The following is a 15,236-nucleotide window of genomic DNA, read 5'->3' as shown; positions in this document are numbered from 1 at the left end:
GTGAAATAATGAGCGAACATTCCGATGAACTAAAGTACAATGAGTAACAAAAATTTCATTCCACATTCAGAGTATACGACTAAACAAAAGTTTAGTCAATGTATTTTTTTAACGTAAAGAATCTTATTGCTTTTCCATTAAAAAAGTATTACACTAAAATTAATTTCAGTGTAGGGGAGGATATCACTTGGAGTCATATTTACGTTTAAGTGAAGTAGATAAACAAATCTTACATTCACATGCCTTAATGCTTGATGGATTAGGGAACTTCTTTGGTAGTACCCATGAAGTCATTCTTCATAGTTTAGAAAATTTGGAAAGTTCAGCTATCAAAGTCATCAATGGACATTTCAGTAACCGCAAGGAAGGTGCCCCCATTACTGATATGGCGTTAAAAATGTTAAGTCAAGTAGAGTCGGAACATGATTACGCTGTGAAACCCTACTACAATAAAAATCAAAAAGGGGTTATTTTAAAATCTTCCACCATTCCAGTTATCGGTGAAAATGATCGTATTATTGGATTGATCTGTATCAATATGCATTTAGAAATGCCATTAATTGATTACTTGCAAGACTTATTACCTTCAGGACAACAAAATGATATGTCCCAAGAGCTTAAAAATTCTGAACATTTTTCTGACAATATTGACGAATTAATCACTACTTCACTGACAAAAGTAAAACAAGCAGTAGAAAGCGATCCAAATGTATCACATTTGAATCAAAATAAAGAAATTGTTATTCGTTTATATGATCAAGGAATTTTTAATCTCAAAGATTCTGTCATAAAGATTGCCGATCGATTAGGTATTTCAAAAAATACCATCTATTTACATATCCGCAATCATAAAAAAGAAGAAGCTTAAAACATCAAAGCCACCAACGCTAACTAGCGTTGGTGGCTTTGATCACTTCTCTTCTATTTTAATTTGGTAAATCAAACAAGTAAGGTGTCCCTATTTCTCCATTTAACGTAACGTCTAAGCGATTTTTTGTGCCGGGAACTAAATTACTGGCTGTGAAATTCCCTTGGGCATCCGCAGTAAAACTTGCTAAAATCACCCGCGCATCATCTGCACGTGACACTAAAATAGTTGCATTCGGTGCTGTTTTACCAGAAATTGTCCCTTGTTTCGGATCAATCGTAATATTGCTAAAAGAAAGCGCTGCTTCTTGTCCTGAACTTGGAATGTCAATTTGGACAGGTGCACTATTCCGTTGATCAACGGTTGCGATTAATTGAGTAGTCGCTCCCGCTCTGGGACTAATTACTGTAAAATTGCCATTGGCATCCGCATAAAAAACACCTGCTTGTGCAGAAGCATCACCGACTACCGTTGCTGTAATGGTTGCATTAGGTAATGTAGTACCATTAATTTCATTTCTTTCAGGATTGAAAACAACATTGGTAATTGTAATGTTTGTATCAGGTGCTTGGTTTTGAGGGACTTCATTCGTTTCATCAGTTCCTGCAGAAGGCTGCGTGGCATTTTCTGACGGATTTTCCCCTGTCACATTAGAATTTTGACCCGTGACAGACGAATGACTACTTTTCATTTCTTGTTGACTAGAGGATTTCTGCGTGGCTTTCTTTGTTTCTTGTTTTGGCTTAGAATCATTTGTGCTTGCTGTTTTTTTGTTTCCACATCCTGCTAGACTTAAAGACAATACACTGAACGTTAACATACTGAACAAAGCAATTTTTTTCATTTTTCGTTACCTCCAGAAATCTTTTTGTAACATTAATGTAACATTGTTTTAAAAATCTAGCAATAATTTTTCAACCGTTTTCCTTTTTGTTTAAAAAGAAAAAACCTGCACAAAGGCATTTAGCCTTTGTGTAGGTTTTTATCTGCTAAATAGATTTAATGTTTGCGATAGCTTAAATAGTAAAAGCCAGAAACAAAAATGGCACCACCAATGATATTACCTAAATAAACAAAAACAAAATTACGGAAAAAATCCCCCCACTGAACGCCGCCTTCAAAAATTGCGGCTGGAATGATGAATGCATTCGCCACACTATGCTGAAAGCCAATTGCAACAAAAATCATTACTGGAAACCAGATACCTAATAGTTTCCCCGCTGCATCTTTCGCACCATAACAAAGCCATAAGGCCAGACCTACGAACCAGTTACAGCCAATGCCTGAAATAATTGCTTGAAGCCAAGTTGCTGCAACTTTATGTTCTGCAAGAGAAAGAACCTGATTTAAATAGGCGCCGCTACTGGTTAAACCTAAATAATGGCCAAAAAAATAGGCAACAAATAGGGCGCCAACCATATTTGCCAATGTAATTGTGACCCAGTTCACGAGTAATTCTCTGAAAGAGACCTTTTTAGCAAACCAAGCCGTACTCACCGCCATCATATTTCCTGTGATTAACTCACCACCAGCCATTAAAATAACAATTAGACCAATTGGGAAAACCGCAGCTCCCACTAAAGCTTGAACACTGGCTAAATCTGCTGGAATAGAGGCGGAAACACGCACATAAGCCAAATAGCCGAGGGAAATCATAGCCCCGCCGATAAATCCTAAAATGAGTTTTGCTACCAAAGGCTTTTGAATTTTTTTCTGACCATTTTCAATACTGATACTTAAAATTTCATCTGGTGTATACAAACATTTCACTTCCTTTGTTTTTTGTCCTCCTTTACTTTACCCTTATATCACAGAAATTCAAGTACTTTTGTGTATTTTTTCACTAAAAACTGTAGTTCTTTTAATTTTATATGAAAACATCCTGAAACAAGTCCTATTTCTTGTTTCAGGATGTTTACTTATCCGTTTTTAAAGAGTTATCTTTTCACTTTAAAACAATAGGTTGCTGCAGTTAACGATAACAAGCTCAGGCCTAGGAAGCTCCCAACTGCTGAAGATTGTTCCCCTGTTTTGGGGAATTTTTTCTTGGCAATTTTGGTCGTATTATCCGCTTTTTTGACTGTTCCTGACGATTCTTGATTCGTCTGTATCTGTTTAGTTGCTTGGTTTTCTGCTACTGATTCCTTTGTTTGACTAGCCTTGGCAGAGGGCTTTGAATTACTTTGAGCGTCATTAGGATCTTGATTAGACTCTACCGCGTAAATGACAGAATTCTGGCCTTTGCTTTGACTGTTTTCGTTTACAGGGCTTGGGGTGCTACTCTCACTTGTACTGTTGGTTGCGCTGGTCGTACTTGAAGCACTACTTTCGCTGGTACTACTTGTTTTACTGGTTGTACTTGGTGTGTTGCTTTCATTTGTATTGCTTGTTTCACTTGTCGTACTTGAGGTACTACTTTCGCTGGTATTACTGGTTTCGCTGGTTGTGCTTGAGGTGCTGCTTTCGCTGGTACTACTGCTCTCACTTGTCGTGCTTGGCGTGCTGCTTTCGCTGGTATTACTGGTTTCACTGGTTGTGCTTGAGGTGCTGCTTTCGCTTGTGTTACTAGTTGTCTCTGTTGATTTTTCAACTAACAGAAGTAACGCCGTTTTTATGGTTTGTGTTAATTGGTTAATACGCTTTTGTGCATCTGCAGGCGTTTTAAAGCCACCAAGTGTTGGCTCTAATAATTCTTCATCTGACCAAGCAAGCAGTTGTTGTAACTGCTTAGAGCTTCCTTCGCCAGTTGTTGTATCTATTAAGGCTTCTTGCATGGCTTGCCAAGAGTCTGTGGTATATACAGATTCGTCTAATTTATGGACGATTGCCAGTTCATTTTCTGCTTCTGTACGCTCTAGCGTGATATCGGCTTTTTTGACTAATACTTTCATTGCAGATTGCAAATTACTTGTTAACTGATCCACTTGCTCTTGGGTTTTGTCCTGACTCTCCTGACCTTCTGCTAACAATTGTGTCGCCTGCTGATAATAGGAAGGAACAATTGTTTTAGGCCCAATGGCAGTGAATAGCTGCCAAGAGTAAACTGTATATTGGTTTGCTTCACCAATCGAAGCATAAACGGTTTGTAGCTGGAACAAATCAAGCTTTTTTGCCGGAGCCTCTACCGTCACCGGTACGTTCACTGTTACCAATGAACCTGTTTCATAAGTTAATTGAACAGTCACTTTTTGTTGGCCGATTTCATTTAAGACCTCTGGATTGACGATTTTAGCGGCTGGGACTGCTTCATCCGCGTCATTTGTATTAGCAACCAGTTGCTGCGGATCGATTGATTGTCCTTGCACAATCGTTGTAGCCACAGGGGTTGCTAAAGTATTTCTAACCGGAATTGGCGTATTTTTGTATTGCTCATAAAGTGTTGGTGAAATTAATGATTCCCATGTTGCTGGCATTAAGCGATAGTCCTCCTCTGTCCAATTTTCTACCAATAATTGGCCGTTTTTAAGGCCATCATCTCGAGTATTGTCTTTCACAAAACTCGTTTCTGGTCGGAAACCACCGCCACTAGCGATTAACAATTCCCGACGTCGATTTTGCGGAATATTATGGTAGTTAACAAACTGATTGTTGATAAATACGCCATTGAACACATTGTTATTTCCTGTATGTCGATTGTATTCCATCCCAATTGCATATTGATTGTCCCAATACTTCCAATCAAAAATGTTATTAGCCACTAGCCAGTTGGATAATTCTGAAATAGCTCCCTCTGCTTGCGTTTCTGCCAAACCAATCTCTGGTGTTCCATACATAATGAGGCCTGTATTTCGCAAATAATTATTCATAATCGTAATATTACGACCTGATTTAAACTTAAATCCGCCAGCTGGACCATTTTGTAGTCCACGTAAATGATTCCCCACCACCGTGATGTTTTGGGCGCCACGGAAATAAATTGCATGATCTCCCACTAGACCATTCAAGTTTTCATTATCATAGGGTGAATAGAAAAAATTATGTTGGACAGTTACATCCTTCAACATATTAAAAGAATTAACCCCGGTGGATAGATAATTTTGTTCATTAGGTACTGAAATAGCACCGGCTTCAATGGCTGTTTGCAAACGTGTAATAGTCGCTGCTAAGTCTGAACGACTGGTACTTTTAATCGCATCTAATTCTGTCACTTTTAAACCAAATAGATTGTCCACGATGTCTACATCTGACATATACTGGAAGCGACTTGGCGTTGAATAACCACCAATGTAAATCGCTCGGTTAAAATCACCTCCCGATTGCATATGTGCCGTGTCTCGCATGAAAATATTACCTGAAATTTTAACGCCAATATCTGCATTTAAATTGACCACGAATCCTTTTAATGGATTATAAAAGATATTGTTTGCTAGCGTTAATTGATTCGTCAATTTTAAGGTCACATTGATGCCGTCAAAAGCAATATTTTGAAGTCGTACATTGGTTTTCGTCCCGTACGTTGTGTCTGTTAGCTGAATCGGTGCACCTGTAGCATTATGTAAAATAGTGGCTCCTGTTGTATCGCCAATTAATTGATAATTTGAAGAAATCACAATATCTTTTGACAGAGCATAACTTCCCTGTGGTAAAAATAATGCCCGTCCTTCCCTTGCTGTCTGACTCAGCAACGTCTGTAACTTCTCTGTTTGATCCTCTGTGCTATTAGGCACCATCGCTTGCGCACCAAAAATCGTTGTATCTGTTGCGTTAACTGGTTCAACCGCTTCAGTCACCATTGGTAGACCCACCACTGTCAATAAACCAAATAGAAGAATGAGCATTGTTTTCTTCATGTGTTTCCCACTTTTCATTCCGTTACTTCCAACGGCTTATTTTGTAAAAGTTGATACAGCGTAATAACACGACTGTCTTCGTATGCATAAATTTTTTTAAATTTTGGATTCATATGTAAGATACTTGTTACCTTTAACAAGTTTTGATTTGTGACTTCTAATTCTAAAGCCTCAACCAATTCCTTTAAGCGAACACCGGCACTATTTTCTTCACAACTTAAAATTTCTTCAATTTGTTCCATCCGTTTTTTCATCTCATCCCGCCTTCCTTCCCTTGCTCTTTCTATTATATAGAAAAATTCTTGTGAGAACCCTCAATATTTTTTAACTGACTGTTAAAAAAAGTAGTAGTTCCTTTGCTATCAATAGCTAACCATCTATTATTTACGATAAAAAAAGCAAAAAAAGTACCTTTTTGACATAATTTTCAGAAGAATTGACGCAGTATTTATTAAAAAACAACGAGAAAACGTCAATAAGTAGGTAATCAACACCTACTTATTGACGTTTTCTTCTTGTCTTTTTTTACTTTTTAGAAAAATTTTTTTACAATTTATCGGACATATGCATCAAAAAAGCCCATTTTTTGATTTTTTATTAAAGTGACGTGGTTCTTTTCTCGTTAATTTTTACTATTTTTTGGTTCAAACGATTATATTGCTCAAACGTTAACTCACTTGAAAGTAAAAAGATCTCTGGATGGCCCGTTTCTACATCTGCCAAAGAAGTCACTAATAGTAAATCAATATTTTGCCATTCTTCTTTGCTTGCTTCACTGTATCGTAAAACTTCCAATGCATAAAACCGACGAAAATTATTTTCAATCGAAAGTTTCACCCGTTCTTCTTCCAGTACTGGCAAGCCTGATTTTAACCCTAAAACAATTTTTTGTTCACGATGAATTAAATCATTAGAAAGCGCCAAAACACTAGAATAACGCAAAGCCAAAAATTCTTTATTTGTAAATAATTCATTGCCTGTTTGTTCGTAAAGTTGATTTAAGCCTTGGCTTAATTCTTCTAAAAGAACCGGATATTTTTCTTTGACTTTATTCCAAAAGACATTATACATTTTCACATTTTGGACATAGTAAAGTTCGGCAAATAAATGTGTAGCAAACAAATAATAAAAAATTTGCGGACGAATTTTTTCCAATTGCGGCGTCATTTGTATTTCTTCTAATAAGAAATGTTGGACTAAATGAGTCAACATATAAACAGGCGCTTCAGACTCATCAAAATGCGCTAAAATTGCTTGTGCAGTGGCTTCATCTTGATAAAATTGGTCATTGGCTAACAAGAAAAAGTACACAAAAGTTAAATCGTTTTTGTTAAGGAAAAGGGTTGTAGCTGTCATCTCTTCTATAAAGGCTTGGTAATGTTTATTACCTTCTAAATAAGTTTCTTGCTCGGCTGAAGGTCGATATTCGGCGCCTTGCGCACTACGGACTTTTGAGATAGCGACCATATATTTAACTCGGCTAATCACCGTTTCCGCAACTTCTACGTTGAAAAAAGCCATCATTTTTTGGACAGTTTGTGCGACTTCCGTTTCTTGTATATAGTCAAAAGGCCACGTATCACGGATTAAGTCCATAAAAATAGTGTAAGCAAAATGGCGCAAATACGCTTCATTGCCTTCAATTTTCCAAGTACTTTTATTAATTACTAAACCCAATGGTGCTAAAATTTCTGTAAACCCTTTGAGCAAGCGCCGAATCGTGGCATCACTGGTATGATATTTTGCTGTCGCTGGCACAATCCCATTAAATCGACCCCAGAATAAATCTTCCATTACTTGATAAGTTAAACTATCCCGAAAAATTGCTGTATAAAGTTTCTGGAACGCTTGGCTAGACGCCAAGTTCAAGCGATAGCCATGCCCCTTTTCAAAAGCCAAAGAAGCATCATTATCCACAGCATAATACGTAATGTCATCTTTTAGGAGTTCTACGTATTTTTTGACTGATTTTTTGTTTAATTGTAATTCTTCTGCTAACTCATTGATGTCAATCCAGCCTTCATTAATTGGCAAGTTTCTTAAAATAATAATTTTAGAAACGACATCTGTATCGAATATATCAACATATTCATCCCATTTCACTGTTCACTCAACTGCCTCTCTTCTGTTCTATTGTACACAAAATGAGAAATCTATTCCACGAAAAAATAACAGTTGTTTCTTTTATTCTTTCGTAGATGTGGACGTTTCAGGAACAAACACGTTGAGTCCCCCAGCTTCCACCGTTACTTTAATCGGTAAATCATCGGTAGGATCGCCATCTGTTCGTGTTTGGACTTTCTTGTCTTTTTCGCCCCTAATTTTAAATTGACTCCCAGAGAAATACACGACACCAGGAATTTCATTTAATTGTCCTCTGATAATTTTAGGTAAATAATAGACAAACTTGTAAAAAACTAACTTAGGCAAAATGATAATGTGCACTTCGCCGTCATCTGGCGTGGCATTGGCATCGAAATTGGTAAAGCCGCCAGCAGAATTCGTCATGGTCATCGTTAATAATTGGGCTTTGCCATGCCAACGTCTTTCATCGCCATCAATTTTTAGTTTGTACTTTTTCTTTTTCATTAATAAGCGGAAAAATTGCTTTGTAAAGGCTAAAGGACCATATTTTTGTTTCTCCTGTTGGGTCACATTTGCTGCTGTGTCCGCTAATAGTCCAATCGTTAAGGTCGAAATCATCACATCTTGATTTACCATTCCAAAGTCAACTGGCGTGGTCTGTCCTGCCAAAATGGTCTCAAAGGCGTCTTCTTCTTTCAAAGGAATACTTAACACACGCGCAAAATTATTGACTGTTCCACCTGGAATAATCCCTATTTGATAGTCACGAATGGTGTCTTTAAAATTTTGAACGGCATGATGAATGGTCCCGTCACCACCAATGACGACCAAGACACCCACTTGATTTTCTTTGGCATTTTTCCGCATTTCTTCAGGATCAATGTCTGGATTGGAAGGTTGCAAAATAACCGCTTCCCCTTTCGCTTCTGCAGCTTTTTTAAAGCGTTCTGCAATCTCTTTACTTTCACTACTTCCTGAAGTTTCGTTGTATAAAACCATCATCTTTTTCATCATTCTATCCTCATATCTCTAACTAAATTTCTTGCACATGTAAAGTGTACAATATTTTAGCCAAAATACCTAAAGATAGCATCGAAAAACAAAGGCTGAGGCACAAGCGATTTGCTCCAAGAACTCAGTAAGTTCTGTTCAAAGGCTAAACTGCGATGAAGGCTTACCTGAGAATGTCAATAAGAAGGAGCTACTTTTGTTCAGTTGATTAGCTTAAGATGAAAAAACAGGCCATCCGTCGAAAGGACGGATGGCCTGTTTTTTTATAGCTTTTGCTTATTTCTTGCTCTTTTTATAGAAGAGCCAACTTGCCAAACCGACCAACAGGAGGCCGATAAAGACAAAGAAGTAATTGACTTGTGTGTTGGTTTTCGGTAAACCAAGCCAACCTGTCTCTCTAGCTACTTGTTTCGTTGTTGGCTGATTTGGTTTTGTTTTTTTGGATACAGGTTGTTTCTCGTTAACAAACGTGCCCGCATCCACGAGTTCAGGTTTGTCTTTCGCTGTTGCCGCAATAGTGAATGCGACAGCTTGCTTAGACAGTTGGTAACCATCCGGTGCTTTTGTTTCCACAAAGGTATATTTTCCTGGTTGTAAGTGGTTCACTTGAACTAACCCTTGGTTGTCAGAACGTAATGAACGAGCGACAGTTTGCCCTGTCTCTGCATCTGTCACTTTAAATTCAGCACCTGCTAAGGCATTCTTTTGCTGATCAATTTTCACCAGCTTGGCAGCACCTTGGTAATTAATAAAAGGTGCTTTAAGTACCACAGTGGCTGGTTTGCCTTGGTTGTCTTTGGCAATCGTAAAGCTTGCGCTTGGCGTTTCATTAAGAAGATAGCTAGTTGGCGCTTGTGTCTCCACAAAACGATACGTTCCCGGTGCTAAGTTTTTCGCAATGACTTTGCCTTGCTTGTCAGACATCAGATTGGTTTGTCCATCTACGGTTTGCCCTGTTTCATCAATGACCTTAAACACCGCACCTGCCAATGCTTCACCTGTTTCGTTTTCTTTGGTTAATTGAGCAGTTCCTTGATAATTGATAAGATCGCCTAAAGCAATTGGCTGCTCTTTTCCTAATTGGGCGGTTACATCAAATGGATGTGGCGTTGTGTCTAACAGATAGCCTGTTGGTGCTTTCGTTTCCACTAAAACGTAATGCCCTTCATTCAGCCCTTTAGCGTAAATTTCGCCAGTCTTATCCGTTGTTATTTCAGAAACCTTTTCTCCTGCACGATTCAAGAATGTTATCGGTGAACCTTGTGGCTGATTCTGCTCATCGGCATTGTAAATTGCAAAAACTGCACCCGCTAAGTTTTGACCTTGCTCGTTGACTTTACGTCCCGTTACTTCCGCTTGATAATTTACAAACTCTAACTCATCTAGTGGTTGTTTATCATTTGAATTCTTCTTCACTACAAAATAAATGGGTTGTTTATTGACGATATAGCCATCCGTTGCATCCAGTTCATCTAATTCATAGCTACCAGCGCCTAAATCCTCCATAGCCAATGAGCCATCTTTTTCAGCAGTTACTTCTCTTTCAAAGATTTTTTCCCCGTTTTCGATTCGATACAATTTAAAAATTGTTCCTGGAAGTGGGTTCGCATTGGCATCAATTTTCTTAAAGACGGCGCGTCCTTTGAAATTGGCGAAGGCCCCTAATTGGAAGATCTCCGGATCGCCTTTGAAATCACCACGAATTTCTACTTTTACTAATTCAGGATAAATAATATAATCTGCGCCATCTGGTAATTTTGGTGCTTTGATTTCTTTGTAATAATAGGTACCTGGCGCCAAGTCTCTAAAGATAATTTTGCCATCTTTGCCACTCGTTGCTGTAATCCCTAATGATTGTTTATTGTGATCATATAATTCAAAAACAGCACCTGCTAATGGTTGGTCTGCGCTATTCGTTTTCACGATTTGGAAAGCCCCTTTGTAATTCACAAAGTTGTCACTAGCAACAACGACCGCTGGTTTACCAGCATTTTTCTCAGCAATTTCAAATGGGACTGGCGTGGTATTTAATAAATAGCCTGTTGGTGCTTTGGTTTCTACAAAGCGATATTTACCTGGGGCTAAGTGCTCTGCAATAATTTCCCCTTGATTATTTGTCGTCAAGCCTGTTTGAATCGTTTGTCCCTTCGCATCAAGCACTTTAAATGTCGCACCACTTAATAAGTGTCCATTCACATCTTTTTTGATTAATTTAGCTGCTCCTTGATAGTTAACAAAGTTAGCCGTTGCTATAACTGTTGCTGGTTTGCCCCGATCGCTTGCTGCAATCGTGAAAGCACTTGGTTCAGTGTTTAAAAGGTACCCTGCTGGCGCTTTAGTTTCCACAAATTGATATTTTCCTGGGGCTAAATCCGTCACTGTGACTTTTCCGTTTGCATCCGAAACTACGTGTTCTCGAACCGCTTGTCCTGTGGCATCAAGGACCGAAAATTCAGCATCTGCCAATGGATTCCCTGCTTGATCTTTTTTAATTAGCTCAGCAGAACCTTGGTAATTCAGCATTTTAACGTGAACGTCACGAATTTGCCCACTCATACTTTGTGTCACAATGAATCGTTTTGGCCTAGTATCTAAAAGATAGCCTGTCGGTGCTTCGATTTCTGTAAACTGATAAAGACCTGGTTTTAAACTATCCACCTCTAACTGGCCATTCGCGTTGGTTCGATCCGGCGCAAGGGGAACTTCTTCCCAATGAGTAAACGGCGTGGTTACGGCATGCTCTAATTTAAAGCGAGCATTGACTAACTTTTTACCCTTCTCATCCATTTTTTCTAAAAATACTTTATTGACATCGTTTTTAATAATGGTTGGTTGTGCTCCTTCGGCTGAAGTTTCTTCATCAATAGTAATGACTCGGCCTTTAGCTAATTCGTCCGAAACTGTATAGCCTTCTGGTGCTTTTGTCTCCACCAAAATGTATTGCCCTTGCGGCAACCCACCAAATGTGATAACCCCAGTGGCGTCTACTGTACCTTCACGTAGGACTTGTGTTTTAGCTTGGTCCCAAATTTGGAAATGGGCGCCTGCTAAAATAGTCGTCCCATCCATGGCTGTTTTCTTCAGCTGAATTTTGCCTTTGGTCCCTGTAGCATGCCCGCCACTGTGATCAATGTCAACGACCACATCGCCATTGTCATCCCCATGAACGACTTCTGAACCATTTCCAGTAATTGACACTTGGTTGGATACCGTGTCTGTACTCCCCGCTGCTGAAGAAGTCACTAAACTACGATATTCCATATAATAAGGTGCTTCAATATGGGCCATTTTAACGACAATTTTTTGTTGTCCTGTTTCATTATCGGTGGTAACTTCCAGTGTGTAATCTTTTCCTTCTTCTAAAATAACAGATTTATCTGGCGTAATCGTTCCGTCTTCTGTTACGTTGGTACCGTAAATCACCCATGATTCGGGATCTAGCACTTGGTTTGGTGAGGGTGTATCAGTAATAACCACATCGTCTAAAACCGATTGGGCGCCATTGATCATTACATGCCAGTACACATGATCTGGATCATCTTTGTGGTATTCGCCACCTTTTTTCACTGATTCGCCACCATGTTGAATAGAAACTTTTCCTGTCACATCACGTGAAGAACCTTGGTTTGTATAAGATGCGGTATTGTCATAACTAGCCGAACCTTCGATAACTTTTTCATCAACAGACGTCTTAAATTCAATCACATACGTACGACTATCATTAGGAAAATCAACACGCCAAGTATTTTGGTTTTTCTCGCTTGGTTCTTCCATTGTGATATCCGTCAACGGTTGCGTTGGTTTCACTTTTTCAACCGAACCATCTGGCTTCGTATTGCCTTCATAGACCTTCAAACTCCCAGCCAAATAGGTTTGATTGGCTAAAATTGGATCCGTTAAAAAGGCGTCGACTAAACGATTATTACTTAAATTAACCGCAAGCGTCCAAGTGATTTCTTTGGTGACGGCATTGTAAACACCGCTTTTTTGCGCATTTAAATCAAAAGCAGGTAAAGGTTTAAACGGTTTACTATCTTCTGAATGATGATTGTTTCCCGCTTCATCCGTCCAATCAATGGCAGCGGTATTTCGATAATGGTCCAACGCAGGATTGTTAGCATCTAACTCGGTAACATCGAAAAAGGTAGTATAGGTTATGTGGAAGGCATCACTTGTTTTGGCATACGCCCCTATAAAACTTACCTTAAAGCCTGTTTCACCATCTGCATTGCGAGTTATTTCTACCATGAAATCCTTACCTAACGTCAACTGAGCACCAGTGGTTGTATCTTTAACAACCAACGAATTGGGTACCATAGTTAAGCCAGGAACTGGTTCGTACGTATCCGTAATCACGGCATTTTCCATCAAATAATTATTTTGATTCACAGCTAACGTCCAACCAATCGTTGAATTTTGATAATCAACTGCGCCAGTGTTTTTAATAATATTTTGTTGACTGGCTGTGCCATCACCTTCTGAATGCTGACCAGTGCCGACATCCACACGATTATTCACGGCAACATCGCCTTCGACAATTCCATCAACTTTGGTTTTATAATCAATCTTGACTGCGCCATTCACATCATGTAAAAAGTCAATTGCAAAGGAACCGTCTCCGTTGATTACCACTTTGTAATCTTTTCCTTCCACAAGTTCTGCTCCAACGACTTCATTTCCTTTGTCATCAAACGTCACTGAATATAAATGTAAAGAATCTGGTTCAAACGTTAAATTATCCCCCATTGTGTCTGTAATGACTGCTTGGTCTTTTGGAATAGTTTGTTCACCATAGTTGTAGTTAATTTCCCAAGTGAATTCTTGATTGGCTTCGTCGTAATCTATATTGCGCTTGTCTAGCATTTTGCCATAGGTTGCCGTCACAGTTGCTTCAGCATCTAACCCATTTGGATTATTATCACTTGTTAACGTCGCGTGATTTTTAAAAGGCACGTCGCCGCCGCCATCTGGAATAACCGCCTCGTCAATCGTCGTTTGGTACTCAAGACGATACGCTTTATTCGTGTCACCTTTAATCATCACATTGCCATTTGCATCATACGTATATTCATCTGGGCTAAGTTCGCGCCCCACTTCTTTAATTGTTCCATCAAGATTCATCACTAACTCATAGACTTTCACGGACTTAAAGGTATTCCCTGTTGGCCATGTTTCCGTCACAGTTGGATTTGTTTGATCTTTCATCGCTTGATTGATATCTACCGTCCAAGTAATCGCACTAGGATTGGGCGTTCGATCAAAATGGCCTTGTTTATCAATTTGTTGTTCGGTATCTGGGACAATCGGAATCACTACAGGCGGCAAATCTTCTTGTGTAGGAATATCAATCACCCAATCTCCTGGGCCCCGCCCATCTGAATCATTCAAATGAGTATCTAAAGAAAAGTCCCCGTGAATGTCACTTTCAGACGTGATTCGCTCATTAAAGGTAAAACGAACCGTACCATCTTCACTAATTGTGTAGGTTCCATAGACATTGCCTTCTGCATCAACTAAATCACCTGAACCTGGTTTATTAGGTTTCAAATTGCCAGGTAATTGAAACTCGAAGTAATCGCCTGCTTTCATTTGTTCCCGCACATCTTCTGGAATCGACCAGTTAAAGTTCCAATGAATGGTCACATCTTCTTTGTACGGCGGTGTTGCTGGTGTGCCATCAGGATTTAAATAAATCGGATCCTCAAAATTATCGATAATCGTTGTTTCATCACCTGTAAAATAGTTACTGATATTTGTTGGTCCTGCTACGCGCGGTTTGACAGTCGTCGATTCAGTTGTTTTACTTTCTATCGCTTTTGTCGTGCTGGCGACAGTTTCTTCGGACGAACGAGGAACAGAGGAGTTTGTAGATGCTTCTTCTGTTGAACCTTCATTCGCTGATGCGGCTGGCGAACTCGTGATTGTCGTTGATTCTGTCGGATCAGTACCAGTATTTAACGTCAACGCTCGTTGCTGTTGTCCATAAGAAAACGTCACATCTTCTGTAGTTGATGGGTTCAACGTTAGTACCAGCGTGTCTGCTAACGCTTGCTGATTCAATTCAATTTGAATCTGTTTCTTCTGGTCATCTACTTGAATCTTGCGCGTATTATTGGGCGCTGCCCAATGTGCAGCTTTGATTGACATATTGGCACTATAATGCACTACAACCTCTTGTGTTGCTGGTTGTGCTTTTCCTTGAAGCGCTAAGGTCATTTCTTGCTGGCTGGTTTGCGTCACTTCTCCTAACGTTAGCTGGCCATCGCTGTTAACCTCTTCCGCCAAAGCCATGAGTGGTGTGCCATAATTTAGAACAAGTAACAAACACATCAACCCGTAGAGCCAACGGTTTACCATTGGACCATTCTTTCTCATTTCTTTCATCCTTCCTCTACTAACGACACATAGAAGAGAACGTTCACTTCGTACCAATTTTTTATTTTAAACCAAATAAGTGAGTGCTCTTCTGTTGTCTTTCTTCC

At 39.2% G+C, this 15,236-nt stretch carries 8 protein-coding genes; 1 reads left to right on the top strand and 7 read right to left on the bottom strand.

Translation table 11 applies throughout. The features are described from left to right. Positions 1-247 precede the first annotated feature (247 nt). Complete coding sequence (locus IGL86_RS00450; RefSeq protein ID WP_002383467.1) at positions 248-868, top strand: helix-turn-helix transcriptional regulator; 621 nt, start codon at positions 248-250, stop codon at positions 866-868. A 58-nt stretch (positions 869-926) separates the two neighbouring features. On the opposite strand, the gene IGL86_RS00445 is transcribed toward IGL86_RS00450, so the two are convergent. The 7 genes from IGL86_RS00445 to fss1 all read right to left on the bottom strand — a co-directional run bounded on the left by IGL86_RS00445 (position 927) and on the right by fss1 (position 15,129). Continuing rightward, on the bottom strand, positions 927-1,712 hold the full coding sequence (locus IGL86_RS00445) for a lipoprotein (protein WP_002356118.1): 786 nt from the start codon (positions 1,710-1,712) through the stop codon (positions 927-929). 155 nt (positions 1,713-1,867) lie between these two features. Further along, on the bottom strand, positions 1,868-2,629 hold the full coding sequence (locus IGL86_RS00440; RefSeq protein WP_010707950.1) for a formate/nitrite transporter family protein: 762 nt from the start codon (positions 2,627-2,629) through the stop codon (positions 1,868-1,870). Between the two features lie 176 nt (positions 2,630-2,805). After that, positions 2,806-5,676, bottom strand: coding sequence for a glycosyl hydrolase family 28-related protein (locus IGL86_RS00435; RefSeq protein WP_033625673.1), 2,871 nt, complete (start codon positions 5,674-5,676; stop codon positions 2,806-2,808). Next, complete coding sequence (locus tag IGL86_RS00430) at positions 5,673-5,912, bottom strand: hypothetical protein (RefSeq protein ID WP_002356115.1); 240 nt, start codon at positions 5,910-5,912, stop codon at positions 5,673-5,675. Before IGL86_RS00430 ends, IGL86_RS00435 begins: the two co-directional genes overlap by 4 nt. A gap of 343 nt (positions 5,913-6,255) precedes the next feature. Beyond that, positions 6,256-7,761, bottom strand: coding sequence for a helix-turn-helix domain-containing protein (locus tag IGL86_RS00425; RefSeq protein ID WP_033625675.1), 1,506 nt, complete (start codon positions 7,759-7,761; stop codon positions 6,256-6,258). An 81-nt stretch (positions 7,762-7,842) separates the two neighbouring features. Continuing rightward, positions 7,843-8,757, bottom strand: a complete 915-nt coding sequence (locus IGL86_RS00420) for a diacylglycerol/lipid kinase family protein (RefSeq protein WP_010707947.1) — start codon at positions 8,755-8,757, stop codon at positions 7,843-7,845. A 273-nt stretch (positions 8,758-9,030) separates the two neighbouring features. Then, on the bottom strand, positions 9,031-15,129 hold the full coding sequence (gene fss1 / locus IGL86_RS00415) for a fibrinogen-binding MSCRAMM adhesin Fss1 (RefSeq protein WP_154224957.1): 6,099 nt from the start codon (positions 15,127-15,129) through the stop codon (positions 9,031-9,033). Between the last annotated feature and the right edge of the window lie 107 nt (positions 15,130-15,236).

Source organism: Enterococcus sp. DIV0774, from assembly GCF_050539095.1.
GTDB classification, from domain to species: domain Bacteria; phylum Bacillota; class Bacilli; order Lactobacillales; family Enterococcaceae; genus Enterococcus; species Enterococcus faecalis.
Note: the sequence above shows the minus strand (reverse complement) of the source record. Positions and strands in the feature narration are given on the sequence as shown.

What these genes read in the sequence shown, in the direction of transcription:
- IGL86_RS00450 (WP_002383467.1), top strand. Translation starts at nt 248, where the DNA reads ATGCTTGATGGATTAGGGAACTTCTTTGGTAGTACCCATGAAGTCATT.
- IGL86_RS00445 (WP_002356118.1), bottom strand. Translation starts at nt 1,712, where the DNA reads ATGAAAAAAATTGCTTTGTTCAGTATGTTAACGTTCAGTGTATTGTCT.
- IGL86_RS00435 (WP_033625673.1), bottom strand. Translation starts at nt 5,676, where the DNA reads ATGAAAAGTGGGAAACACATGAAGAAAACAATGCTCATTCTTCTATTT.
- IGL86_RS00430 (WP_002356115.1), bottom strand. Translation starts at nt 5,912, where the DNA reads ATGAAAAAACGGATGGAACAAATTGAAGAAATTTTAAGTTGTGAAGAA.
- IGL86_RS00420 (WP_010707947.1), bottom strand. Translation starts at nt 8,757, where the DNA reads ATGATGAAAAAGATGATGGTTTTATACAACGAAACTTCAGGAAGTAGT.
- fss1 (WP_154224957.1), bottom strand. Translation starts at nt 15,129, where the DNA reads ATGAGAAAGAATGGTCCAATGGTAAACCGTTGGCTCTACGGGTTGATG.